Annotated in this window: 20 protein-coding genes; 11 read left to right on the forward strand and 9 right to left on the reverse strand. The window is 66.1% G+C overall.

Annotation, left to right across the window (positions count from 1 at the left end):
- Positions 1–61 precede the first annotated feature (61 nt).
- From ABQ137_RS06735 to ABQ137_RS06745, 3 genes are all read right to left on the reverse strand, one after another.
- Positions 62–1,411 (reverse strand): glycoside hydrolase family 16 protein, encoded by a 1,350-nt coding sequence (locus ABQ137_RS06735; RefSeq protein ID WP_349781673.1) that lies wholly within the window; start codon positions 1,409–1,411, stop codon positions 62–64.
- 67 nt (positions 1,412–1,478) lie between these two features.
- Positions 1,479–1,853 carry a hypothetical protein gene (locus tag ABQ137_RS06740; protein ID WP_349781675.1) on the reverse strand — a complete coding sequence of 125 codons (375 nt, stop codon included), beginning with the start codon at positions 1,851–1,853 and terminating at the stop codon, positions 1,479–1,481.
- Positions 1,840–2,115 carry a DUF2798 domain-containing protein gene (locus ABQ137_RS06745; RefSeq protein ID WP_104561649.1) on the reverse strand — a complete coding sequence of 92 codons (276 nt, stop codon included), beginning with the start codon at positions 2,113–2,115 and terminating at the stop codon, positions 1,840–1,842. Before ABQ137_RS06745 ends, ABQ137_RS06740 begins: the two co-directional genes overlap by 14 nt.
- Before the next feature lie 135 nt (positions 2,116–2,250).
- Between ABQ137_RS06745 and ABQ137_RS06750 the strand changes: the two genes are divergently transcribed.
- On the forward strand, positions 2,251–3,228 hold the full coding sequence (locus ABQ137_RS06750; protein WP_102581767.1) for a LysR family transcriptional regulator: 978 nt from the start codon (positions 2,251–2,253) through the stop codon (positions 3,226–3,228).
- A gap of 175 nt (positions 3,229–3,403) precedes the next feature.
- Here the strand turns inward: ABQ137_RS06750 and ABQ137_RS06755 are convergent, their stop codons facing one another.
- The gene (locus tag ABQ137_RS06755) at positions 3,404–4,987 is read right to left on the reverse strand and encodes an alpha-N-arabinofuranosidase (protein WP_184516565.1); all 1,584 of its coding nucleotides are present in this window, start codon (positions 4,985–4,987) and stop codon (positions 3,404–3,406) included.
- A 239-nt stretch (positions 4,988–5,226) separates the two neighbouring features.
- Between ABQ137_RS06755 and ABQ137_RS06760 the strand changes: the two genes are divergently transcribed.
- Entirely contained in the window at positions 5,227–6,276 is a 1,050-nt protein-coding gene (locus tag ABQ137_RS06760; RefSeq protein WP_024938066.1) for an aldose epimerase family protein, read from the forward strand.
- Between the two features lie 52 nt (positions 6,277–6,328).
- Here ABQ137_RS06760 and ABQ137_RS06765 read toward each other — a convergent pair whose 3' ends face one another.
- Positions 6,329–7,120, reverse strand: a complete 792-nt coding sequence (locus ABQ137_RS06765) for a cytochrome C assembly family protein (protein WP_016901491.1) — start codon at positions 7,118–7,120, stop codon at positions 6,329–6,331.
- Between the two features lie 345 nt (positions 7,121–7,465).
- On the opposite strand from ABQ137_RS06765, the gene ffh reads away from it, so the two are divergent.
- The 7 genes from ffh (at position 7,466) to rplS (ending at position 13,079) form a co-directional block, all read left to right on the forward strand.
- The gene (gene ffh / locus ABQ137_RS06770) at positions 7,466–8,842 is read left to right on the forward strand and encodes a signal recognition particle protein (RefSeq protein ID WP_016901489.1); all 1,377 of its coding nucleotides are present in this window, start codon (positions 7,466–7,468) and stop codon (positions 8,840–8,842) included.
- Between the two features lie 92 nt (positions 8,843–8,934).
- Positions 8,935–10,005, forward strand: coding sequence for an NAD(P)H-dependent flavin oxidoreductase (locus ABQ137_RS06775; protein WP_166771055.1), 1,071 nt, complete (start codon positions 8,935–8,937; stop codon positions 10,003–10,005).
- Positions 9,996–10,793 (forward strand): aminotransferase class IV family protein, encoded by a 798-nt coding sequence (locus ABQ137_RS06780; protein ID WP_166771056.1) that lies wholly within the window; start codon positions 9,996–9,998, stop codon positions 10,791–10,793. The genes ABQ137_RS06775 and ABQ137_RS06780 overlap by 10 nt, the downstream gene beginning before the upstream one ends.
- A 97-nt stretch (positions 10,794–10,890) precedes the next feature.
- Positions 10,891–11,151, forward strand: a complete 261-nt coding sequence (rpsP, locus tag ABQ137_RS06785) for a 30S ribosomal protein S16 (protein ID WP_011036396.1) — start codon at positions 10,891–10,893, stop codon at positions 11,149–11,151.
- A 43-nt stretch (positions 11,152–11,194) separates the two neighbouring features.
- The gene (rimM, locus tag ABQ137_RS06790; RefSeq protein WP_016901486.1) at positions 11,195–11,707 is read left to right on the forward strand and encodes a ribosome maturation factor RimM; all 513 of its coding nucleotides are present in this window, start codon (positions 11,195–11,197) and stop codon (positions 11,705–11,707) included.
- Positions 11,708–11,768: 61 nt separating this feature from the next.
- Positions 11,769–12,527 carry a tRNA (guanosine(37)-N1)-methyltransferase TrmD gene (gene trmD, locus ABQ137_RS06795; protein ID WP_349781680.1) on the forward strand — a complete coding sequence of 253 codons (759 nt, stop codon included), beginning with the start codon at positions 11,769–11,771 and terminating at the stop codon, positions 12,525–12,527.
- A gap of 144 nt (positions 12,528–12,671) precedes the next feature.
- Positions 12,672–13,079: a 50S ribosomal protein L19 gene (gene rplS / locus ABQ137_RS06800; protein ID WP_005989873.1), complete on the forward strand. Its 408-nt coding sequence runs from the start codon at positions 12,672–12,674 to the stop codon at positions 13,077–13,079.
- A gap of 335 nt (positions 13,080–13,414) precedes the next feature.
- On the opposite strand, the gene ABQ137_RS06805 is transcribed toward rplS, so the two are convergent.
- A complete protein-coding gene (locus ABQ137_RS06805) occupies positions 13,415–14,890 on the reverse strand; it encodes an MATE family efflux transporter (protein WP_349781682.1) in 1,476 nt (491 codons plus the stop codon).
- Positions 14,891–15,168: 278 nt separating this feature from the next.
- Between ABQ137_RS06805 and ABQ137_RS06810 the strand changes: the two genes are divergently transcribed.
- Positions 15,169–15,576: an RNA-binding S4 domain-containing protein gene (locus tag ABQ137_RS06810; protein ID WP_016903197.1), complete on the forward strand. Its 408-nt coding sequence runs from the start codon at positions 15,169–15,171 to the stop codon at positions 15,574–15,576.
- Positions 15,577–15,958: 382 nt separating this feature from the next.
- Here the strand turns inward: ABQ137_RS06810 and katG are convergent, their stop codons facing one another.
- The 3 genes from katG to mutS form a co-directional block, all read right to left on the reverse strand.
- Entirely contained in the window at positions 15,959–18,205 is a 2,247-nt protein-coding gene (katG, locus tag ABQ137_RS06815; RefSeq protein ID WP_102256849.1) for a catalase/peroxidase HPI, read from the reverse strand.
- Between the two features lie 362 nt (positions 18,206–18,567).
- The gene (locus ABQ137_RS06820) at positions 18,568–19,182 is read right to left on the reverse strand and encodes a DUF937 domain-containing protein (RefSeq protein WP_065031854.1); all 615 of its coding nucleotides are present in this window, start codon (positions 19,180–19,182) and stop codon (positions 18,568–18,570) included.
- Positions 19,183–19,483: 301 nt separating this feature from the next.
- Entirely contained in the window at positions 19,484–22,039 is a 2,556-nt protein-coding gene (gene mutS / locus ABQ137_RS06825) for a DNA mismatch repair protein MutS (RefSeq protein WP_503021202.1), read from the reverse strand.
- An 880-nt stretch (positions 22,040–22,919) separates the two neighbouring features.
- Here mutS and ABQ137_RS06830 point away from each other — a divergent pair.
- Positions 22,920–24,845, forward strand: coding sequence for an alpha-L-fucosidase (locus ABQ137_RS06830; RefSeq protein WP_349781687.1), 1,926 nt, complete (start codon positions 22,920–22,922; stop codon positions 24,843–24,845).
- Positions 24,846–24,885 lie beyond the last annotated feature (40 nt).

Raw genomic sequence — 24,885 nt, forward strand, 5'->3', positions numbered from 1 at the left:
CGTTGGCTGCGGGTGTCCTGCGCTGCAGGGGCCGTGACCGAGCGTCCTGCGCCTGCGCTGCTCAACGGCTCTGGTAATACACCTTGTCGATGGCGATCTCCACTGGCGCAGCCGGCGGATCGGCCACCAGCATGAACATCTGTTTGACCGCCTGCAGATCCAGGTCGTAGAACGCACTGAAGGGAATGCTCACCTCATGCCAGGCGCCATCGCGCACCAGGCCGTACTGATTGCCGCCCGCGACAAAATCCACCCAGCTGTCGCCAAAGCTGGTGTTGATGCCGATCTTGAAGGTCGATGGCGTGGTGGTTTTCAGGTGCAGCTTCAGCGCGCCGCCGGCATAGGCGGCCATGTTGCGATAGTCGGTCTGGATGCCCAGGCCATACCAGGCACCGGCATTGGCGCGGTAGGCCATCACGTTACTGCCTTCGAACGGCGCCTGCGCAATCGGGGCGAGGTTGTTCCACAGATACAGTTCGGCATCCTGGCCGAAGTTGAGCCGCCCGCTGGTATCGGCCTGCTCGGTGAACACGCCGAAGCGCCCTGCGGGCGCCGCGTGTTGCGCGCCCACGTACAGCTGCGAACCGGGGTTTTGATACAGGCGGATGTAATCGATCTCCATCCTGCCCGGCAACGGCGCGGTCACCGCCGCAGGCGAGGTGATGCCGGTATAGGTGCCGCCCACGGCGAGATTGAGCAGCAGATACTGCTGCTGATGGAATTCGTGCAGCGAGGCGCCTTCGATATTGGAGATCGCAAACTCGAAGTACTGCTGGCCATCGATCGACACGCGGATGAACTGCGGGTCCCAGGTCATGCGGTACACATGGAAGTCGGCATGCAGATCCACCGGGCTGGTGTAGCTGGTGTCGTAGTCGGCCTGCTGGCCGTTGTAGTCCCAGTGCACCGCCGCGCCGATACGGCGATTGGCGGTGCCATTGGCGATCGCTGCGGCCATGCCGGCTTCCAGCAGGTCGATCTCGCCGCGACCTGGCCACACGCCGATGGTGCCCAGCATCCAGTACGCCGGCCATAGCCCGTTGCCCACTACCGGCGTCTTGATGCGCGCCTCCAGCGTGCCGTATTTGAAGTGCATGCGGCCTTCGGTCTTGAGACGCGCCGAGGTAAACGGCATGCCCTGGAACGCTTCGCGTCGCGCTTCGATCACCAGCCGGCCGTTATCGATGCGCGCGTTTTCGGCGCGGCTGGTGTAGTACTGCATCTCCCCGTTGCCCCAGCCGCACAGGCCGATCTGACAGCCGTTGCCGACGTCGTAGGTCCACTTGTTGCCGTCGATGCCGGGGCCGTTGAAATTGTCCTCCCACACCAGGGTTTGCGCGTGTGCGCCTGGTGGCATCGCCACTGCGCATAGCAAGGCGAACTGCACAGCGACACTGCGTAGCGTGTTCATAGCGTGCGTCTCCAAACGTGGATCGATGTCCATGGACACATGACGCTGCGCAGCGGATGGTTCAGTGTCAAAGCAATTGTGTGGCGTGTTTCAGTTCCGTGGTGTTCATTCCGGAATGATCAAGCATTGGCATGACGGCGGTCGCAGACTGCATTGGGCGGATGCTGCGTGGCAGCAGCTGGCTGCGGAGGTTTTGTTGCAGGCGCGACGGCACCTGCAGCGTCCAGCTCAATGCGTTCAAGCCGGCAGATGCTTCGAGCGCCAACGCATGCACGCGTTGGCAGGCTCTGGAGTGGCTACGGCGCTGGGAACGCCATCGGAATGCCACCGTGGCCGGCAAGCCAGGTGCTGCGGCACATCGATGGCCTTGCGGATGCATCGGCATGATTGCCTGCGGCAGCGTTTCGCGCATGCCGCATACGCCGGACTCAATGCCCGGCATGCACCGTCCAGGCCACCAGCCGTATCACCAACGGTCGCACCACCAGCACGCAGCAGAACGCGGTGGGCATCGCAATGCGGTAAGCGTCCAGCACGCGCCACAGGTAGCCGGGGGCAAGGCCGGTATTGGCGCCGGTGATCACCAGGCACATCAGCAAGGCCATGATCGTGGCCATATAGAACGCGAACACGAACGGGGTGGTGCGCACGCCGAGTTTCCAGCGCGGGCGCAGCAATGGGGAGGAGGGGGAAGATGACGACATGCAGTGGCCTCGGTTGCCGCGGATCGGCGTGATGGGCAGCACTGTAGAGACGCCACCGCGGGCGGGGTAGATCGCGTAGCCTTGCGGCTTACGTAAGAAAAAATTACGAATCGCTTGGTAATACTCGCCTGACCAATGAACATTCTTCAGTCCATCCGTAGCTTTGTCAGTACTGTCGATGCCGGCAGCATTGCCGGAGGCGCCAAGTTGCTGGGCATCAGTGCGGCTGCGGTCAGCCAGAACATCGCGCGGCTGGAGCAGCACCTGGGCGTGCGTCTGCTGCACCGGACCACGCGCAGCCTGGCGCTGACCGAGCGCGGCACGCTGTACTTCGAGCAGGTGCGGCAGCTGGAGCGCGACCTGGAGCGCGCGCGCCAGTCGGTGGCCGGGCCGCAGCAGGCGCCGGCGGGGCGCTTGCGGGTGGCCAGCACCGCGGCCTTCGCGCGGCACGTGCTCGCCCCGATGCTGCCGGCCCTGCGTCAGCAGTACCCGCAGCTGGAGATCGAGCTGCTGTGCACCGACCGGGCGGTGCAGCACGCGCAGGAAAGCGTGGATGTCAGCCTGCGCATCGAAGCGCAGCTGGAAGACGGCCTGGTCGCACGCTGCATCGCCCAGGTGCCGCTGGTGGTGTGCGCAGCGCCCGAGTATCTGGCGCGCTGCGGGACGCCCCAGGGTGCGGACGACTTGAAATATCACGATTGCCTGCTGTTGCGTTATCCGGTCGACGGGCGCTGCCTGCCGTGGAATTTCGTGCGCAATGGCGTGCGCTTCCAGCCCGAGCTGGGCAAGGCGATGGTCAGCGACGATATCGATGCGCTCGCCACCATGGCCGCGGCCGGCGGCGGCATCGCGCGCCTGGCCGCCTATGTCGTGCAGCCTTACCTGCAGCGCGGCGAGCTGCAGCCGCTGTTTGTCTCCGATCTCGGCAGCACCGCCCAGGCATTACCGGAGCCGCTGCGGATCTACCTCTGCGTCGCCGATCGCCGCGACTTCACCCCGAAGGTGCGCGCCTTCATGGAGCACGTGCTCGAACGCCTGCCGGTGCAATGGCGTATTGCCGAGCCCGCGCCGGCGCCGGCTCATGCAGCGACCGGGGGTGTAGCCAGCATCTGACATCTGGAGAGCGCCTGGTCCGTGCGCTGTTCGACAGGGCGCACGCGGGCGTGACGTGCTGATACGTGATGGACGCCGGGTTGCTTGAGAGCGAACGACGCTGAAGACGCAGTTTGCGCAGTCGTCGTTCTCGACCAACGACTAAGGCGGCAGTTGATGCTGCCGCCGCCATCGCTCACTCCAGCTTGAGCATCACCACCGAGCGTGCCGGCAGCTCGATAGTCACTGCGTTGCCTTGCATGCGTGCCCCCTTGAACGCCTTGGGTTCCACCGCATGTGGCTGGGCGAAAGTGTTGTGCGCAGTGATCGCCGGCCCGGTCAGAATCTGTCCGGTCACCCCGCGCGCCGTCAGGCCATCCACCTGCACACTGACGCTCGCGGCCGACGTCGCATCCAGATTGGTCAGGGCGATATAGACGTGTCCATCCCTGGCCTTGACCGCCGAGCCGTGCACTGCGGGCACGTGGACATCGCCATGGCGATACTCGGGTGTACTTAGTTGCAACGGCAGCTGGGTGGCGTCCTGGTAGGGCTTGTACAGCGCGAACACATGGTAGGTGGGCGTCAGCACCATCTTGTCGCCGTCGGTGAGGATCATCGCCTGCAGCACGTTGACCATCTGCGCGATGTTGGCCATGCGCACGCGCTCGGCATGCGCGCTGAAGATGTCGATGTTCAACGACGCCACCAGTGCATCGCGCAGCGTGTTCTGTTGATGCAGGAAGCCCGGGTTCGCATCCGGCAGCCCGGCGTACCAGGTGCCCCATTCGTCCACCACCAGCGCGACCTTCCTGCCCGGGTCGTAGCGGTCCATGATCGCGCTGTGTTTGCGGATCAGCTCGTCCATCACCAGCGTGCGCGACAGGGTGTCGATCCAGGCGGCTTCGTCGAAGTCGGTGGAGGAGGCGCGCGGTGGCCAGCCACCTGGCACGGTGTAGTAATGCAGGCTCAGGCCGTCCATCAGCGTGCCGGCCTCGCGCATCATCACCTCGGTCCAGTGGTAATCGTCGTTGTTGGGGCCGGGCGCGATCTTGAGGATCTTCTGATTGGCCGGCGCCTTGACGAAGGTCTGGTAGCGCCGATAGACGTCGGCCGCGTATTCCACGCGCATGTTGCCGCCGCAGCCCCACAACTCGTTGCCCACGCCGAAGTAGGGCACCTGCCACGGTGCATCGCGGCCATTGGCGCGGCGTTCGTTGGCCAGGCTCGAGCGGGTCGGCGCCGTCATGTATTCGGCCCACTGCGCAATCTCGTCCGGCGCCGCATTGCCCACATTGCCGGCGATATAGGCCTGGGTGCCGAGCAGTTCGGTGAAGTCCATGAACTCGTGCGTGCCGAAGCGGTTGGACTCTTCCACGCCGCCCCAGTGCGTGTTGACACTGACCGGGCGCTTGGCCGGCACACCGACGCCATCGCGCCAATGGTATTCGTCGGCAAAACAGCCGCCGGGCCAGCGGATGTTGGGCACTGCAATCGCCTTCAACGCGGCCAGCACATCGTTGCGATAGCCGCGCGTATTGGCAATCGCCGAGTCCTCGCCGACCCACACCCCGCCGTAGATGCCGGTGCCCAGATGCTCGGCGAACTGACCGAACAGCTGCCGCGACACCTGCGCACCGGGCTGGTCCACGCGCAGCGTGCCGGTCACCTTGACCTCGGCCGCAGGGGCGGCGAGCGCGCTGGCGAGCAAGGCCGCGCCAACGACAGCCTGCAACAGCCGTCCCGGTGAGATTCGCAAAGCGGGGGAAATCCACTGCATCGGCTTGGCGCTCCTGTGCTGATCGATCGAGGTGGTCACACGCCGCTGCGGGGCGGGCGCGTCGCTAGCCTAGTGCCTGCAATGGCAGGTTGTCGCTGCATCGCGATCAATCAGCCAGGGCTGGCGCAGGTCTCGCCGACACGATCATCGCATCGCACGCCAGGATGTGCGCCGGGGCATGGTCGGCGACCGCGCTCCCCCGCTATGCTCGCCAGCTTCCAGTATCGGCAGGACGATCCATGCAGCGAGTGTTCGGGCAGTTGCCAGACGGTGTCGAAGTCCACGCGCTCACGCTGCGCAGCACTGCCGGGCTGGAGGCGGAGGTGCTCACCTACGGCGGCATCCTGCATGCGCTGCGGCTGACCACCGAGCATGGGGTGGTGCCGCTGCTGCTGGCATTGCCGGATCTGCCGGCCTACGCCGCCGATGGCGACAGCCTCAACATCCTGGTCGGCCGCTTCGGCAACCGCATCGCCGGCGCGCGCTACACGCTGGATGGGGTCACCCACACGCTGGCCGCCAATGAGGGGCGCAACCAGTTGCACGGCGGCCTGCGCGGCTTCGGGCGGCGCGTGTGGAGCGTGCTGGAGCAGGCACCGGACCAGGTGCTGCTCGGTTACGACTCGCCCGATGGCGAAGAAGGCTATCCCGGCAATCTGCAGGTGCGTGCGCGGCTGCAATTGCGCGGATGCAGCCTGCAGCTGGACTTCGAGGCGCAATGCGATGCCGCCACCGCGTTGAACCTCACCCATCACCCGTACTTCAACCTATCCGGCGACCCGCATCGGCGCGCCGCGCTGCAGGTGCTGCGGGTGCCGGCCGATCGCTATCTGCCGGTGGATGCCGAATCGATTCCGACCGGCGAAATCGCCTCCGTCGCCGGCACGCCGTTCGATTTCCGCCATGCTGCGGCGTTGGCCGACAAAAGCGATCCGTCGCATCCGCAGGTGGTGCTCGGCAAGGGCTACGACCAATGCCTGGTGCTGGCCGCCGGAGCCGATTGCGTTGCCGAGTTGTACTCGCCGCACAGTGGCGTGGCGCTGCGCATCAGCAGCGACGCACCGGCGGTGCAACTCTACGAAGGCCAGCATCTGGACGACCACCATCCCGGACTCGGCCGCGGCGTCTGCCTGGAGCCGCAGGACTACCCGGACGCGCCCAACCACCCCAATTTCCCGTCGACGATCCTGCGGCCCGGGCAGGTCTACCGCCGCCGCATCGCCTATCGCTTCGCCAGCCCGGGGCCGGATCAGCCGTGGGCGGCGGTGAGCGCTGCGCTGGACGCCTGAGCGCGGGCGGTGTGGCGGCGGCGGGGCCTGGACGGGCCTGGAGCCAACGCGATCAGCGCGGCCCCAGCACCAGTTCGATCACGAACTTGCTGCCGAAGAACGACAACACCAGCAGCGCCATCGCGGTCAGCGTCCAGTGCACCGCTTTGGTGCCGCGCCAGCCATTGCGCCAGCGCCCGATCAACAGCGCACCGAACACGATCCACGACAGGATGCTGAGTACGGTCTTGTGCAGCAGCCGCTGCGCCAGGAAGTCCTGCACGAACAGCAGGCCGGTCAGCAGGGTCAGGCTCAACAGCACGAAGCCGACGGTGATCGTGCGGAACAGCAGCGTCTCCAGCTCGGTCAACGGCGGCAGCGCGCGCAGCCAGGTATGGAAGTCGCGCCGGCGCAGGGCGCGCTCCTGCAGCCACAGCATGATCGCCAGCAACGCGGCGATGCCCAACGTGGCGTAGGCCAGCAGCGCCATCCACGCGTGCAGTTCCAGCCGCCAGCCCAGGTCCGAGCTCGGTTCGTGGCCGTAAGCGTGATAGCAGGCCAGCAGGATTGCCGACAGCGGGAACACCACCACGCCCACCGCCGCCATGCGCCCGCGCGCGCCGAACACCGCCGTCAGCGCGGCCATGCCCAGGCCGCACAGCGATAGCGCCGCGAAGAAGTGCATGTCCGGCCCGCCGGCGGTGCGCAGCGCCACCAGCACGTGGTACCCGGCGTGCAGCGCCACGGCCGCCAGTGCCGGGATCAGCCAGCGGGCAGGCGCCTGGTTGCCATCGCGCAGCACCGAGCGGGTGAGCAGTGCCGTGGCCAGCAGATACAAGGCGAACGCGATGAGAACGATTGTCATCGTGGAAGTTTCGCATATTGGGGGCTGGGATTCGGGAATCGGGAATCGGGAATCGGGAATCGGGAATCGGGAATCGGGAATCGGGAATCGGGAAAAGCAGTTGCGAGCTGCGGGGGCTGGAGGTGGGCTGGCGTGCTGGGGGCGGAGCGCGAGCGGGCAGGGGCTACCTGCTGGCACTGCAGTTGCCGTTCCTGTCCTGGCGCTGCTGCGCTGGTTGGCCGTGCGCGTTGGTGAGGCTGCTCGCTAATCTGGCTTTGCCGGTCGGGCGCTGGCGGCCGCCGGGGCGGCCGGCTGGCCGGTGCCGCTATAATCGACGCCCGTTTCCCCTCACGCGGTCCCTTGCGCATGTTCGAGTCCCTTACCCAACGTCTCTCCGGCACCATGGAGCGCCTGCGCGGCCGCGGCCGCCTGACCGAGGAGAACATCCGCGAAGCCACCCGTGAAGTGCGCATCGCGTTGCTCGAAGCCGACGTGGCGCTGCCGGTGGTGCAGGCGCTGATCGAGCGCATCAAGGTGCGCGCGGTCGGTCAGGAAGTGCTCAAGTCGCTGACCCCGGGCCAGGCGCTGATCAAGATCGTTCGCGACGAGCTGACCGCCGTGATGGGCGCGGCCGCCACCGACCTCAACCTCAACGTGCCGGCGCCGGCGATCATCCTGATGGCCGGCCTGCAGGGCGCGGGCAAGACCACCACGGTCGGCAAGCTCGCCAAGCACCTGAAGGAAAAGCGCAAGAAGAAGGTCATGGTGGTCTCGGCCGACGTCTACCGCCCGGCCGCGATCGAGCAGCTCAAGACCCTGGCCGAGCAGGTCGGCGTGCTGTTCTTCCCGTCCGACGCCTCGCAGAAGCCGGTCGACATCGTGCGCGCCGCCATCAGCGATGCGCGCAAGTCGTTCGCCGACGTGCTGCTGGTCGATACCGCCGGCCGCCTGGCCATCGATGCGGCGATGATGGAGGAAATCAAGGCGCTGCACGCCGCGGTCAACCCGACCGAAACCCTGTTCGTGGTCGATGCGATGACCGGCCAGGACGCGGCCAACACCGCCAAGGCCTTCGGTGAGGCGCTGCCGCTGACCGGCGTGGTGCTGACCAAGACCGACGGCGACGCCCGTGGCGGCGCCGCGCTGAGCGTGCGCTACATCACCGGCAAGCCGATCAAGTTCGTCGGTACCGGCGAAAAGACCGACGGCCTGGACGTGTTCCATCCCGACCGCGTCGCCAGCCGCATCCTGGACATGGGCGATGTGCTGTCGCTGGTGGAACAGGTCGAGCACAGCGTCGACCAGGAAAAGGCCGCCAAGCTTGCCGCCAAGGTCGCCAAGGGCAAGAAGTTCGACCTCAACGACATGAAGGAACAGCTTGAGCAGATGCAGAACATGGGCGGCATCCATGGGCTGATGGATAAGCTGCCGGGCATGGGCCAGATCCCGGACAACGTCAAGCAGCAGGTCACCGGCAAGGAAGTGCCGCGCATGATCGCGATCATCAATTCGATGACCAAGAAGGAGCGCCGCAACCCGGCCCTGCTCAACGGCTCGCGCCGCGCCCGCATCGCCCGCGGCTCGGGCATGCAGCCGGCCGACGTCAACAAGCTGATGAAGCAGTATCAGCAGATGGAAAAGATGATGGGCAAGCTGGCCGGCGGTGGCATGAAGGGCCTGATGCGCAACATGAAGGGCATGATGGGCGCCATGGGCGGCCGCGGCGGCATGCCGTTCCGTTGAGTTTCAATCGGCGACGCGCGCGGTAAGTCCTTCGACAGGCACGCGTGGCGTTGAACTCGCGCATGACGCGTCATCACTTCAGGCCGCGCACGATGGGTTCGTTTTCGCAGATCGACGCCTTCCAGCAGCGTTTTGGTTTAGGCCTTCCCATCCTGCTCAGCCCCATGGCCGGTGCCTGCCCGGTGCCGTTGTCGGCGGCGGTTGCTGAGGCCGGCGGCATGGGCGCGATGGGTGCGGTGTTGTCGCAACCGCAGGACATCGTGGCGTGGATGGCGGCGTTTCGCGGCGCGAGCGCCGGGCCCGCCCAGGTCAATCTGTGGATTCCTGATCCGGCCCCTGTGCGCGACGCCGCGGCAGAGGCGCGCGTGCGTGCGTTTGTGTCGCAGTGGGGGCCGCCGGTTCCCGAGGATGCGGGCGACGCAACACCGGCCGACTTCGATGCCCAGTTCGACGCCTTGCTCGCCGCACGACCCGCCGTCGCCTCATCGATCATGGGTGTGTTTCGGCCCGATCAGGTTGCGCGGCTGAAAAGCGCCGGCATCGCCTGGTTTGCCTGCGCCACCACGCTGGACGAAGCGCGTGCGGCCCAGGCGGCCGGTGCCGATGCGGTGGTTGCGCAGGGCGCCGAGGCCGGTGGGCATCGTGGTGCATTCGATGCCGGTCGCGCCGAGCGGCAGATGACCGGGTTGTTCGCCTTGTTGCCACGATTGGTCGATCACCTGGATCTTCCGGTGATCGCCGCAGGCGGCATCGCCGATGCGCGCGGCATTGCCGCAGCGCTGACGCTGGGCGCGAGCGCCGTGCAGATCGGTACCGGCCTGCTGCGCACGCCCGAGGCGGCGCTGCCCAGTGCCTGGGCCGACGCCCTGGCCCAGGCCGAACCGGAACAGACCCAGCCGACCCGTGCATTTTCCGGCCGGCTGGGGCGTGCGTTCGCCACGCCCTATGTGCGTGCTGCCATTGCGGCCGAGGCGCCGGTGCCGGCGCCGTATCCGGTGCAGCGCGCGCTGACCGCACCGATGCGTCAGGCCGCCGCGCGCGACAACCGTCTGGACGCCATGCAGGCCTGGGCCGGGCAATCGGCCTGGATGGCACCTGCCCAGCCTGCCGCGCAATTGCTAACCCAGTGGTGGGCTGAAGCACAGGCGCTGTTGTGCCGCTGATCTTCTGCAACGGCGCAGTGGCGACAGCGCAGCAGTTGGGCGCGGCCGCATTGGTCAATTACGGCCACTTCACCACCCTGCAGGTGCGCGGCGGTGCGGTACGCGGGCTGGACCTGCATCTGCAGCGGCTGCAATACGACGGTGCTGCCCTGTTCGGTGCATCGATCGATGAGGCATCCCTGCGCGCCCAGTTGCGCGCTGCGTTGTCGGCTGCGAACTGCGAGGACGCCAGCGTGCGCATCACCGTGTTTGCGCAAGATTTCGACCTGCGCGATCCATTGCGCCAGCTTGCGCTCGATGTGCTGATCTCCATCGCGCCCGCAGCCCGGATGCCAGCTACCGCGTTGCGCGTGCAGCCGGTCCGTCATGTGCGCGAGCAACCCCGGCACAAGCATGTCGGCACCTTCGCGCTGCTGCATCTGCGTCGCCAGGCCATGGCGGCCGGTTACGACGACGCATTGCTGATCGACGCGCAGGCGCATCTGCTGGAGGGCGCCTTCTGGAATCTGGGCGTGTGGCAGCAGGGCAGGGTGGTGTGGCCGCAAGGGCCGGCGCTGCCCGGCACCCAGCAGCGTCTGCTGCAGGCCGGCCTGCAGACTCTCGGTATCCAGCAGGAGTTTCGCCCGGTCGTGCTGAGCGAGCTGGGCGGCTTCGATGGCGCCTTCAGCTGCAACGCGCGCGGCCAGCAGGCCATCGTGCAAGCCGGCGCGGCGTCGTGGCCGGCGCAGGCCGCGCAGCTGCCATTGCTGGAGCAGGCCCTGCAGACCCAGCCCTGGCAGGGGATCTGAGCGATTCCGGGGTGACTTGGCTTCGCCGCCGGAGCCCGCTATAATCGCCGGCTTACCGCGCCATTCTGGCGACTGGGCAACTCAGGAAAACGACACCATGGTCAAGATTCGACTGACCCGCGGCGGCGCCAAGAAGCGTCCGTTCTACCACATCATCGTGACCGACGTGCGCAGCGCGCGCGACGGCCGCAACATCGAGCGTCTGGGTTACTACAACCCGGTTGCGCAGGGCGCAGAACCGCGCGTCGTGCTGGACGTTGCTCGCGTCGACCATTGGGTCGGCCAGGGCGCTCAGCTGACCGACAAGGTGCGCAACCTGTATCGCGAAGCATCCAAGTCCCAGGCCGCTGCGGCCTGATCCTGGAGGGCCGGGCGCCAGCGCCTGGCCAGAGTCGACGCAGATGAAGCCGACCGAGCGCCGCATCCTGTTAGGCAGGATTGTCGGCGCTTTTGGTGTCAAGGGCGAGCTCAAGCTCGAATCCTGGACCGAGCCGCGCAGTGCGATCTTCCGGTATCAGCCGTGGATCGTGCGGACGCCCTCGGGGCAGGAATCGGTCGTGAGCGGCGTACGTGGGCGCGATCAGGGCAAGAATCTGATTGCGGTATTCCCCGACGTCACCGACCGTGACACCGTCGAGGCCATGCACGGAACCGAGATTTACGTCGCGCGCAGCGTGCTGCCGCCACCCAAGCCCGATGAATATTACTGGGTGGATCTGGAAGAGCTGCAGGTGGAAACCGTCGAAGGCGTCAAGCTCGGCACGGTGTCGCACCTGTTTTCCACCGGCTCCAACGACGTGATGGTGGTGCGCGGCGATCGCGAGCGGCTGGTGCCGTTCGTGCTGCCGGATTTCGTCAAGTCGGTCGACTTCGAAGCCAACCTGATCGTGGTGGACTGGGATCCGGATTTCTGACCGGAATGGCGCATCGCGCCGCTCCGCTATTGCTTTCCCCATTCCCACTTCCGATTCCCCAGTGCGCATCGACGTCATCAGCCTGTTCCCCGAGTTCATCGCGCAATGCGCGGCGTTCGGCGTGGTCGGGCGGGCGCAGGAGCGTGGCTTGCTGGAACTGCAGGGCTGGAATCCGCGCGAGCATGCGCAGGGCAATTACCGCCGGGTGGACGATCGTCCGTTCGGTGGCGGGCCCGGCATGGTGATGTTGATCGAGCCGTTGCGGGCCTGCCTGGACGCGGTGCAAGCGGCAGACGCGCGTCCGGCGCCGGTGATCTATCTCAGCCCGCAGGGGCGGCCGCTCACCCAGCCGCTCGCTCGCGAGCTGGCGCAGTTGCCACGCATGGTGTTGCTGTGCGGGCGCTACGAAGGCGTGGACGAGCGCTTTCTGGCGCAGGCGGTGGATATGGAAATCTCCATCGGCGACTACGTGCTGTCCGGTGGCGAGTTGGGCGCGGCGGTGCTGGTGGATGTGGTGACGCGGTTGCAGGAGGGCGTGTTGAACGACGCCGAATCCGCAGCCCAGGACAGTTTCGAAGGCCCGCAAGGCCTGCTCGACTGCCCGCATTACAGCCATCCAGCGACCCATGACTGGGGCGATGTGCCGGAAGTCTTGCGCTCGGGCAATCACGCTGCAATTGCGCGCTGGCGTCGGCAGCAGTCGCTGGGCCGGACCTGGTTACGTCGCCCGGACCTGCTCGATGAGGCCGTGTTGGACAAGAACGATCGCCGTCTGCTGGACGAGTTTCGCCGCGAACTCGCCCCGGGCGACGAGAAATAAGGGCTCACCCCTAGCTCTTGCACTATCGATTGGGGTACAATATGCGGCTTGCTGGCCAGCCTTGCGTCTGGCCCTCCTACGAACCTCGAGCAATCGCCGTGCGGCGACTGCCGGTCCAATATCACCAGACACGCGGTGCCCATCATGAGCAAACTCAACAAGACCATCCTGGCTGACTTCGAAGCCGCCCAGATTCAGCGCAAGCTTCCCGAGTTCAACCAGGGCGACACCGTCGTGGTGAACGTCAAGGTGAAGGAAGGCAACCGCGAGCGCGTGCAGGCCTATGAGGGCGTTGTGATCGGTACCAAGAACGCCGGCCTGAACTCGGCGTTCACCGTGCGTAAGATCTCGCACGGCTTCGGCGTCGAGCGCGTGTTCCAGACCCACAGCGCCATCATCGACTCGGTCGAAGTGAAGCGTCGCGGTAAGGTGCGCGCCGGCAAGCTGTACTACCTGCGTGGTCTGGAAGGCAAGGCTGCCCGCATCAAGGAAGATCTGGCCGCCGCTGCACAGGCCAAGGCCGCTCGCCAGGCTGCTGCCAAGGCTGAGTAAGTCACTGGCAGGCTGGTCCTGCTGTTGCCAGACGGCCGCCTTCGGGCGGCCGTTTGCGTTGTGGGGATTGGGGAATCGGGATTGGGGATTGGGGATTGGGGATTCGCCGGTTGTGCGTACGCGATGCTCATCGGTTTACACGTGAGCGCGCGGCTGCTGCGCAGTGGGCGGGATGTCTTTTCGTCGCGGCTCGGCGAGCGATGGCGTCGGTCGGCTGGGCCGATCACTCAAGAAATCCCTGCGCGCTGTATCGATCACTCAGTGCAGCGTCCGGCTCTTGCCTTCGCGTGTAATGTCGGCCGGTGTGGCAGCGTGCCGCCTGGTGCTAGCCGATGTCAGTGCCGGCGGGGCTGCGGCGCGTCCGCGATCGGCGCGGTATCGGCGACCGGCGAGGCCGGATGCGCCGGCACTTCTGCGGCGGCGGCCAGTTCGGCAGGATCTGCCGGCGTGGTCAGCATGCGTGCCTTGCGCCAGCCGCCCCAGCGGTAATACGCCAGCGACAGCAGCATCGAACACAGCGAACTGATCGGAAGGCTCCACCAGATGCCGTCGGCTCCCAGCTGCGGAATCAAGGCGTTTGCCAGCGGCACGCGCACACCCCACAGACCGAAGGCCAGGATCAGCAGCGGCGGGATCACCGCACCGGTGGCCCGCACCACGCCGGAAACCACAAAGCTCACGCCGAACAGCAGGAACGACCAGATTCCGATGTGGTTGAGATGCCGCGCGACCTCCAGTGTCGGGCTGTCGGACGGCAGGAACAGCGCCAGCGTCCAGCGATCGAACACGATCAGCAGCCCGATCAGTACGCCGGTCATCAGGAAATTGGCCGCGATGCCGGTGCGTGCGGTCGCATCCACGCGTGTCCACAATCCCGCGCCCACGTTCTGCGCGGCCATCGTCGAACATGCCGCGCCCAGCGCCATCGCCGGCATCTGCACATAGGTCCACAGCTGCAACGCGGCGCCGTAGGCGGCTGCGGTGTCGGTGCCGAAGCCGTTCACCAGCGTCATCATCGCGATCATGGCCAGCGAAATCAGCACCATCTGCAGGCCCATCGGCACGCCTTTGACGATGAGCGCGCGCAGGATGGTCGGCGCGATGCGGAACAGGTGCAGATCGTCGCGGCCCAGCCACAGCACATGGCGTTTGCTGCGCAGATACAGCAGCAAACCGCCCAGTGCCACCGCCTGCGCCAGCAAGGTGGCCCAGGCCGCGCCGGCGATGCCCAGCGCCGGGAACGGACCCAGGCCGAAGATCAGTAGCGGGTTGAACACGATGTCCAGCACCACCGACACCAGCAAGAAGCGGAATGGCGTGCGGGCATCGCCGGTACCGCGCAGCGCCGCCGACAGAAACGCAAACACATAGATCAGCGGCATCGCCAGGAAGATCACCCGCAGGTACTCCTCGGCCAGTGTCTGCGACGCCGGTGGCGTGCCCATGGCGGTCAACAGATGCGGGGCCAGAAACCAGCCCAGCACCGCGATCAGTGCCGACAGCCCGCCAAAGAAACTGGCACTGGTGCCCATGACCTTGCGCGCCTGCGCGATGTCGCGCGCGCCCATCGCCTGGCCGATCAGGATGGTCGAAGCCATGCCGATGCCGAACACCGAGCCGATCAGGAAGAACATGATGCTGTTGGCGTTGGCCGCCGCAGTCAGTGCTGCCTCGCCGAGGTAGCGGCCCACCCAGATCGCATTGATCGAGCCATTGAGCGATTGCGCGATGTTCCCGGCAAGGATCGGCATCGCAAACAGCAGCAGATTCTTGCCGATCGGGCCTTCGGTCAGGACAGCGGATTTGGGCATCGCAGGCGCGCCGTGGTGCGGAAGCTGCGAACACTAGCATTGGCAGGTGTGAGGCGTGCTGTCGCCAGGCCGATGACACGACGCACGCTGTGCGGATCAGTCTGTATGAGTCAGCCAGCGTGTGGAAGGAAGGCTGTACTTGGACGGCAGCCACGCTTGAGTTACAGCGGGCTCGCCCAGATATTTCCCGCTCAACGCAGCCCGTTGCGACGCGCCGATACAGTGGCGATCACGGCAGCGGCCCGCAGCCCATTGGATCCGACGGCAAGCACAACGCGATGACTCAACTGGTGGAACAAGCGACGACGGTCAGGCTGGATGTCTGGCTGTGGGCGGCGCGCTTCTTCAAGACGCGCAGCCTGGCCAAGACGGCGGTGGACAACGGCAAGGTGGACGTCGCCGGCCAGCGGCCCAAGCCCTCGCGCACGCTGCGCAGCGGCGAGCAGCTGCGCATCGACCGTGGCGGCGAGATCTTCGAAATCACCGTCGCCGCGCTGAGCGATGTGCGCGGCCCGGCACCGGTCGCACAGACGCTGTACGTGGAAAGCGATGCCTCACGCGAAGCGCGGGCGCAATGGCGGCTGCAGCGCGCCGCCGAACGTACCGGCTATCGCGCACCCGAGGGCAAGCCGGACAAGCGCGCACGCCGGCTGATCAACGCGCTGGGCGATATCGACGCGTTGTAGCACTGCGCGGGCTATTCGCTGCGAATCGACTGACGGAAACAAGAAACGCCTTGGCAACCGTCATGTTGTTCAATCAATAAAAACGGCGCTTCTCCATCGCGGGGGAAGCGCCGTTCGTGATGCTCTGCTCTCAACCATGCACACCGACCATCTCGACGGGTCCTTGCCCGCTCACCGTCGCGGGACCTTACGCGGCATGGATGCCGCGTAAGAGCCTACAAGGACGTACTTGCGGCGTGTCCCGCGATGGTGGGCGGGCAAGGGCCTTGCAGCCAAACCGCAGACCCGCCGCTCCACTGACGTCTTCCGTGCCGAGTCGGTCTCTTGCGTGCAGTTCAACAGAGAGTTGGAAGCGCACGCACGATGGCGTGCGCCTTGCCACTCACGCCAGATCGAAACGATCCAGCTGCATCACCTTGGTCCAGGCGGCGACGAAGTCCTGGACGAACTTCTCCTGTGCGTCGGCACTGGCATAGACCTCGGCCACCGCACGCAGGATCGAGTTGGAGCCGAACACCAGATCCACGCGCGTGCCGGTCCATTTGGCTTCACCGGTGCTGCGGTCGCGGCCTTCGTAGACCTCCTTCGATTCGGAGGTGGCTTTCCACTCGGTGCGCATGTCGAGCAGGTTGGCGAAGAAGTCGTTGCTCAGCACGCCGGGGCGGGTGGTGAACACGCCATGGCTGGAGTCGCCGACATTGGCGCCGAGCACGCGCAGGCCGCCGACCAGCACGGTCAACTCGGGCGCGGTCAGCGTCAGCAGCTGTGCCTTGTCGATCAACAGCGCCTCAGCGGGCACCGCATAGCGCTGCTTGGCGTAGTTGCGGAAGCCATCGGCCACCGGTTCCAGCACCGCGAACGATTCGACATCGGTCTGCTCCTGCGAGGCATCGGTGCGGCCGGGTGCGAACGGCACGGTGACGCTGTGACCAGCGGCCTGTGCGGCATGTTCGACCGCGGCATTACCGGCCAGCACGATCAGGTCGGCCAGCGAGATCTGCTTGCCGCCCGCCTGCGCGCCGTTGAAGTCGGCCCGGATGCGCTCCAGCGTGCCCAGCACCTGTGCAAGCTGCGCGGGCTGGTTGGCCTGCCAATCCTTCTGCGGTGCCAGACGGATGCGTGCGCCGTTGGCGCCGCCACGCTTGTCCGAGCCGCGGAAGGTCGATGCCGATGCCCACGCGGTGGACACCAACTGCGCCACGCTCAGGCCTGAATCGAGGATGGTCTGCTTGAGGGCGGCGGCGTCCTGCGCATCGACCAGCGGGTGGTCGACGGCCGGCACCGGGTCCTGCCACAGCAGTTCTTCGCTCGGCACCTCGGTCCCCAGGTAACGCGAGCGCGGGCCCATGTCACGGTGGGTGAGCTTGAACCAGGCCCGGGCGAACGCGTCGGCGAACTGGTCGGGGTGTTGGTGGAAGCGACGCGAGATGGCCTCATAGGCCGGGTCGAAACGCAGCGCCAGATCGGTGGTCAGCATGGTCGGCCGATGCTTCTTCGCTGCATCGTGCGCGTCGGGAATGATGGCGTCGGCATTCTTGGCCACCCACTGGTGGGCGCCGGCCGGGCTCTTGCTCAGTTCCCACTCGAACTTGAACAGATGGTCGAAGAAGTCGTTGCTCCACTGCGCCGGGGTGGTGGTCCAGGTGACTTCCAGGCCGCTGGTGATGGTGTCGGCACCCTTGCCGCTGCCGTAGCGGTTGTGCCAACCCAGGCCCTGGCTCTCCAACTCGCCGGCTTCCGGCTCGGCACCGACGTTGTCGGCCGGGCCGGCGCCGTGGGTCTTGCCGAAGGTGTGGCCGCCGGCGATCAGCGCCACGGTCTCTTCGTCGTTCATCGCCATGCGTGCGAAGGTGTCGCGGATGTCGCGCGCGGCGGCGACCGGGTCGGGCTTGCCGTCCGGGCCTTCCGGATTGACGTAGATCAGGCCCATCTGCACGGCGGCCAGCGGGTTCTCCAGATCGCGGGTGTGCGGCACTTCGCTGTCGTCGTCCTTCACCAGCACGCCGTGCGCTTCGTCCACGCCGGGCGAACCGCGCGAGTAGCGCTCGTCGCCACCCAGCCACTTGGTTTCGCGGCCCCAGTACAGGTCCTGATCCGGTTCCCAGGTGTCTTCGCGGCCACCGGCAAAGCCGAAGGTCTTGAAGCCCATGCTTTCCAGCGCGACGTTGCCGGTGAGGATCATCAGGTCGGCCCAGGAGATCGCCTGGCCGTACTTCTGCTTGATCGGCCACAGCAGGCGGCGCGCCTTGTCCAGGCTGACATTGTCCGGCCAGCTATTGAGCGGTGCGAAGCGCTGCTGGCCGCGACCGCCGCCGCCACGCCCATCGCCGATGCGGTAGGTGCCGGCGCTATGCCAGGCCATGCGCACGAACAGCGGCCCGTAATGGCCGAAGTCGGCCGGCCACCAGTCCTGCGAGTCGGTCATCAGCGCACGCAGTTCCTGCTTGAGCGCGGCCAGATCGATGCGCTTGAACGCCTCGGCGTAATTGAAGGTCTGGCCCAGCGGGTTGGACTTGCTCGAATGCTGGCTGAGCAGGTCCACGCGCAACTGCTTGGGCCACCAATCGCGGTTGGTGGTTCCGGTACCGACGACGGCGTGGTTGAAAGGGCACTTTGCTTCGGTTGTCATGGCAATACCTGTGTGCGTGAGCACTTGGGGAGCTGTGTGCCGAAACTGCGGACACGTGCTGGTGGAATCAAAAAGGTGGGCAATGCGTCAGCGGTGGTCATCGATCGAAGGCGCAGATGCGGCCGTGGGGTTATCGAGAATGGTCGCCGGGTGTGCCGATGCTAGCGCCTGCCTGCAGGCGCCGGTATAGGTCGATATGCAGACTGTGACTGGCAGACAGACGCATCAGGCGGACTCATCGTGGTGGCGTGCGCACACGATAAGCAGCATCGATCGGTTGGGGAATTCGAATTATTCAACCATATCGATAGCGAGACGCTATGGATGGCACGCCGGTGCCGAAACGACCTGTTGCTGCGATCTCAGCGCTTGCCGAACAGGCTGCCGCCGAGCTTCATGACATCGCCCAGTCCAAGCTTCCCGTCGCCGTCCTGATCCAGCACGCTGCCCAGCAAGCCGTTGATCCCGGTGTCGCTGCTGGCGCGCTGCTGTTCCTGCGCCAGGGCCGGGCCGAGCTGGCTGCTGGCATCGGCATTGCCGCCGAGGAAGCGCTTGGCCAGATACGCCATCACGATGGGTGCCAACAACTGCAGCAGTTGATTGGCCTTGCCGGTTTCCAGGCCGGTGGCCTGGCCCAGACCAGCGGCAGCCTGCGGCGCCCTGTCGCCGAACAGATGCCCCACGATGCCGGCGCCATTGCCTTGCGCACCGCTGGCCGAGCCGCCCAGCAACGTACCGAGCAGGCTGCCGATGTCCGGGCTGCCGGCATGATCGCGCTGCAAGGCACCCAGCAACGCATCGGTGCCGCCGGCCTGCTGGCTGTTACGGCCCAGGGCGCCCATCAACAGCGGCAGCGCGGTCTGCACCGCCGATTGCGCCTGCTCGGGCGCAATGCCGAGCCGGCTGGCGAGCTGCTGCAACTGCGGGCCTTGCAACTGCGCGGCGAGTTGATCGGTCAACGAGGCGGACGTGGTCATGGGTGTCTCCGGTTGGACAAAACGTTGCCGCAGCGTGCGCCCGTCGCGGCAGCAGAGCAATCCGCGCGCTGCACGTCACCGCGCGATGCAGCGTTATCGCAGCGCAGCATTCAAGCAACCACGCAAACCTGCAACAGCAATGGATTATCAGGCCCCGCAAGCATCAGTCATGCAGCTACACCGTGACGAACCTAAAAACCAGCATTCAAACGACCAGCCAACCTTGTCGCCGTAACAGATCCGTAAGCGCAGCAAGCTGCGCTATTACGAATCCCAAATCCCGACTCCCCAATCCCCGCCCTCAAAGCAACGCCTTCAACCGATACAAGGCTTCCAGCGCCTGCTTGGGCGTGAGTTCGTCCGGGTCCAGCGCCTGCAGCGCTTCCTGCGCAGCGGACGAGGGCGCGGTGAACAGGCCGAACTGTTGCGGGGCGTCCAATGCGGCCGGCGCCATCTGTGCGACATGGCTTTCGCCGCCGCGTTGTTCCAGTTCGGCCAGGCGATGACGCGCCTGGGTCACGGCGGTCTTGGGCAAGCCGGCGAGCGCGGCCACCTGCAGGCCGAAGCTGCGATTGGCCGGGCCGTCCTTGACCGCATGCATGAACACCAGGCGCTCGCCGTGTTCGACCGCGTCCAGATGCACGTTGGCGATGCCGCTGGCACCGCCAGCATGCGATTCGTCGGCCAGTGCGGTGAGCTCGAAGTAATGCGTGGCAAACAGCGTGTAACAGCGGTTGGTATGCGCCAGATGGCGTGCGACGGCATCGGCCAGCGCCAGGCCATCGTAGGTGGAGGTGCCGCGGCCGATCTCGTCCATCAGCACCAGCGATTGCGGCGTGGCGTGATGCAGGATGTAGCTGGTTTCGGCCATTTCCACCATGAAGGTGGACTGCCCGCGCGCCAGATCGTCGCCCGCGCCGATGCGGGTGAGGATGCGGTCGATCGGCCCGATCACCGCGCGGCTGGCCGGCACATAGCTGCCGATGTGCGCAAGCAGCACGATCAGGGCGTTCTGGCGCATGTAGGTCGATTTACCGCCCATGTTCGGGCCAGTGATGACCAGCATGCGGCGGTCGGCATGCAGCTCCAGATCGTTGGGTTCGAACGGCTGGTCGCGCACCGCTTCCACCACCGGATGGCGGCCGCGTTCGATACGCAGGCAGGGAGCACTCTCCAGTTCCGGCTGCGCCCAGTCCAGCGCCTGCGCGCGCTCGGCGAAGGCGGCCAGCACATCCAGTTCGCTCAATGCACTCGCGCAACGCTTGAGACCTTCCAGCTCGCTGCCGAGTGCATCGAGCAGGCCTTCATACAGCAGTTTTTCGCGCGACAACGAGCGCTCGCGCGCCGACAGCACCTTGTCCTCGAAGCTCTTGAGTTCTTCGGTGATGTAGCGCTCGGCGTTGGTCAGCGTCTGCCGGCGGCTGTAGTGCAGCGGGGCCTTCTCGGCCTGGCCCTTGCTGATCTCGATGTAATAGCCATGCACGCGGTTGTAGCCGACCTTGAGCGTGGCGATGCCGCTGCTGGCGCGTTCGCGCTGTTCCAGGTCGATCAGGAATTGATCGGCATTGGTGGACAGGCGGCGCAACTCATCCAGATCGGCGTCGTAGCCGGTGGCGATCACGCCACCGTCGCTGAGCTTGAGCGGCGGTTGTTCCGCCACCGCGCTGATCAACAGGTGCGCGGTGGCATCGTGCTCGCCGAGTTCGGCATGCAGCGTCTGCAGGCGCGGCGAATCCAGTGGTGCGAGGATCGTACGCACCTTCGGCAACAGCGCCAGGCCATCGCGCAAGGTGGAAAAATCGCGCGGGCGCGCCGAGCGCAGCGCCACGCGGGTGAGGATGCGTTCCAGATCGCCCAGCGCGCGGAAGGCCTCGCGCACGTCGGCATCGGCGCCGCTGTCGATCAGGGTGCCGACCGCGTGGTGGCGCTGCACCAGCACCTCGCGCAGGCGCAGCGGGCGGTGCAGCCAACGCCGCAGCAGGCGCCCGCCCATCGGCGTGACCGTGCTGTCCAGCACCCCGAGCAAGGTGTTGCGGGTGTCGCCATCGACGCGCGTGTCCAGCTCCAGATGCCGGCGCGTGGCCGCGTTCATCGAGATCGCTTCGCTGGCCACTTCCATCGCGATGGAGGTCAGATGCGGCAGCCGCTGTTTCTGGGTCTCTTCGACATAGCCCAGCAGCGCGCCAGCGGCGGCGGTAGCGCAGGGCTTGTCGTCGATGCCGAAGCCGGACAGGTCGTGCAACTTGAAGAACGCCAGCAACTGGCGCCGGCCGCTGTCGGCGTCGAACAACCACGGTGGCCGCCGCCGCACGCCGACGCGGCCACGCAGGAACTCCGGCCAGTTGTCTTCGTCGGGCACCAGCAGTTCGGCCGGTTCCAGGCGTGCGATCTCCGCTTCCAGCGCGTCCACGCTGTCCACTTCGTTGACCAGAAAACGCCCGCCGGCCAGATCGGCCCAGCCCAGGCCGTAGCCTTGCTTGCTGCGCGAGATCGCCATCAGCAAGGTGTCGCGACGCTCGTCCAGCAGCGCCTCGTCGGTGACCGTGCCGGGGGTGACGATGCGCACCACCTTGCGCTCGACCAGGCCCTTGGCCAGCGCCGGGTCGCCGATCTGCTCGCAGATCGCCACCGACTCGCCCAACGCCACCAGCCGCGCCAGATAGCCCTCGTAGGCATGCACCGGCACGCCGGCCATCGGGATCGGCGCACCGCCGGAGCTGCCGCGCTGGGTCAGGGTGATGTCGAGCAGCCGCGCAGCCTTGCGCGCATCGTCGTAGAACAGCTCGTAGAAATCGCCCATGCGGAAGAACAGCAGCAGGTCGGGGTAGTCCGACTTGGCAGCGAAGAATTGCTTCATCAGCGGGGTGTGCTCTACAGCCCCGTTGGTGTTCTTGGTTTTTTCTTTTGTATCAGTGCTTTGCAAGAAATGTTCTTCCGGGATGTGGCGGTCAATCAGGGTCGCCAGCGGCGAGTAACGGTGATTTGTTGCGAGGCTGTTGCGACGACCCTCCAAACGAGATCAATCGATGTTGCGACGAAACGGACGAAGCGTTGGAATGGCACAGGATGTTGCGACGGAACCAGAAGCCGCCTCACGTCGGCGCGGACGCAAGTTTAAGCCCACCCACCGACAAATCCTTGCGCTGGCGGTCGAGAGGGTGCCGGCCCTGGGTCCCGGTGGGCGATTTGCCATTGGGCCGGGGCCTTTCAAACGTCCACTGCCGGATCGCTCAACGCATACCGCCGCTGTCGCAGATGAATCGGCGACAGCGGCGCTAGTGCGCACCGCTGCCGGCTGGGCGGCCTGATCCCTGAGCGTGTGGCTCGGTCAGCCCAGGCACGTGCCGCTACGTCATGACCTGTGGACTTGCCGCAAGTCAGTACCAGCCAAGATGAGACCTCGACGGTCAATGTTGATGCCAAAACTTGGCAGGTGTTGGCACGCCGACGCTGTCGTGCGGTCCTTGTTGGTTGTCGTCGGTCAGCAATTGTCCGTTCTGTTCGCGGAACGCGCTTCGCGTACGCAAGATGCAGTCATGCGAGCACCCACAACGTAGCGTGCGGCGCGGCCATCAGCCGTTAAACGACGCATGCCCGGCTTGCTTGGCACGCTGTTCGGCGCTCGCCGCGCAAAGGCCCGCGTGCGCGCGGCGCATTGCACAAACCGCCTGTTGCTTTGGGACTCTTTCGCCTTGGGAAAAGCTAAGATCGAAACTTGTGCAAAGTCGGAGGCGCTAATGATCGATCGTCGTACCTTTCTTGCCACGGGTGTGGTGGCCGCCGCCAGCTTCAGTGCCTCGGCAGCTCGCATCGCGCAAACATCACGCGCCAGCAGCCCCGCGCCGTGGGGTGCGGTGCCCAGCGCGCGACAGCTGCGCTGGCATCGGTGGGAGCAATACGCCTTCGTGCATTTTGCGATGAACACCTTCACCGACAAGGAATGGGGCTACGGCGACGAGGATCCGCGCAGATTCGATCCCAGCGATTTTTCAGCCGATCAAATTGTTGCTGCTGCCAAGGCCGGCAATCTGAAAGGGCTCATTTTCACGGCCAAGCATCACGATGGGTTTTGTCTTTGGCCGACGCGCCTGACCGAGCATTGCATCCGGAACTCGCCCTACAAGAACGGCAACGGTGACATCGTCGGCGAAATGGCAGCGGCGTGTCGACGCGCTGGCCTGGCGTTCGGCATCTACCTGTCCCCCTGGGATCGCAATCATGCCGAGTATGGGCGTCCCGGCTATCTCGACTATTTCCGCAAGCAGATCGTCGAACTCTGCACAGGCTATGGCGACCTGTTCGAGTTCTGGTTCGACGGCGCCAATGGCGGCGACGGCTACTACGGTGGAGCGCGCGAATCGCGCAAGATCGATGCGCCCGCTTACTACAACTGGCCACGGATGATCGAGCTGGTGCATCGGCACCAGCCGATGGCCTGCACCTTCGACCCGCTCGGCGCCGATATCCGCTGGGGCGGCAACGAGGACGGTATCGCTGGTGATCCGAGCTGGCCAACCATGCCCAATGCCCCGTATACCCAGGAAAACGGCAATTCCGGTGTGCGCGGCGGGGCGCTGTGGTGGCCGGCCGAAACCAATACCTCCATCCGCCCTGGCTGGTTCTACCATGCCGATGAAGACGGCAAGGTGCGCAGCCCGGAGAATCTGGTGCGCTATTTCGACACCTCGGTCGCGCGCGGCACCAACATGAACCTCAATCTTCCGCCCGACCGACGCGGCCGCATCCCCGACCACGATGTGGCGGTGCTGCAGAGTTTCGGCGACGCGATCCGCGCCAGCTTCGCCATCGATCTGGCCAAGGGTGCCAAGGCCAGTGCCAGCGCATCGCGCGGCCCCGGGTTCGAGCCGGCGCGCGTCCTCGACCGCCAGCCGGACAGCTACTGGTCCACGCCGAACGAGGTCACCACGCCGACGCTGACGCTGGAGTTGTCGGCGGTGCACAGCTTCGATCTGATCCGGCTGCGCGAGTATCTGCCGCTGGGTGTGCGCGTCACCCGCTTCGCGGTCGAAGCCGAGGTCGATGGGCAGTGGCGGCGGCTGGCCGAAGCGCAGTGCATCGGTGCACAGCGCATCGTGCGGCTGGAGCGCCCGGTCGCCGCACGCCGAGTGCGCCTGGTCGTGCTGGAGGCGCCGGTGTGCCCGGCGATCAGCGAATTCGCGCTGTTCCGCGCCGTTGCGCCCGTGCCGGTCGCGCGGCCGACCACGAACGCGCCAGACGTGCTGTCCACCGCCGGCTGGCGAATCGTCGAGGCCAGCGCGCCAGGGGCGGACGCGTTGCTCGACGACGATGCCAGCACGATCTGGATCACGCCCGCTCCCACGCCGGGCCATCCCGTACAAGCGACCATCGACCTTGGTGCGCTGCGTCAGGTTGCCGGTTTCAGCCTCACACCCTCGCGCACGGTGATGAACGGTGCGGCGCCACCTAAAGGCTATCGCGCTGAAACCAGCGAAGATGGGCAGCACTGGCAGCCGGCTGGCGCCGGCGAGCTGTCCAATATCGCCTATGCGCTCTCGACCCAGCGCCTGAATTTCCCCGAGGTCCGCCAGATCCGCTACCTGCGGCTGTCGTTCGCGGAGACGGCGGTGCCCGCCGACCGGTTGGCGATCGCGGGTATCGGTGCGTTCTCGCGCTTGCGATGAGGCTTGCGCTCCCGCGCCGCCACGCGCCGCGCGGGAGCAC

The organism is Xanthomonas sp. WHRI 8393, assembly GCF_040203315.1.
GTDB classification, from domain to species: Bacteria; Pseudomonadota; Gammaproteobacteria; order Xanthomonadales; family Xanthomonadaceae; genus Xanthomonas; species Xanthomonas arboricola.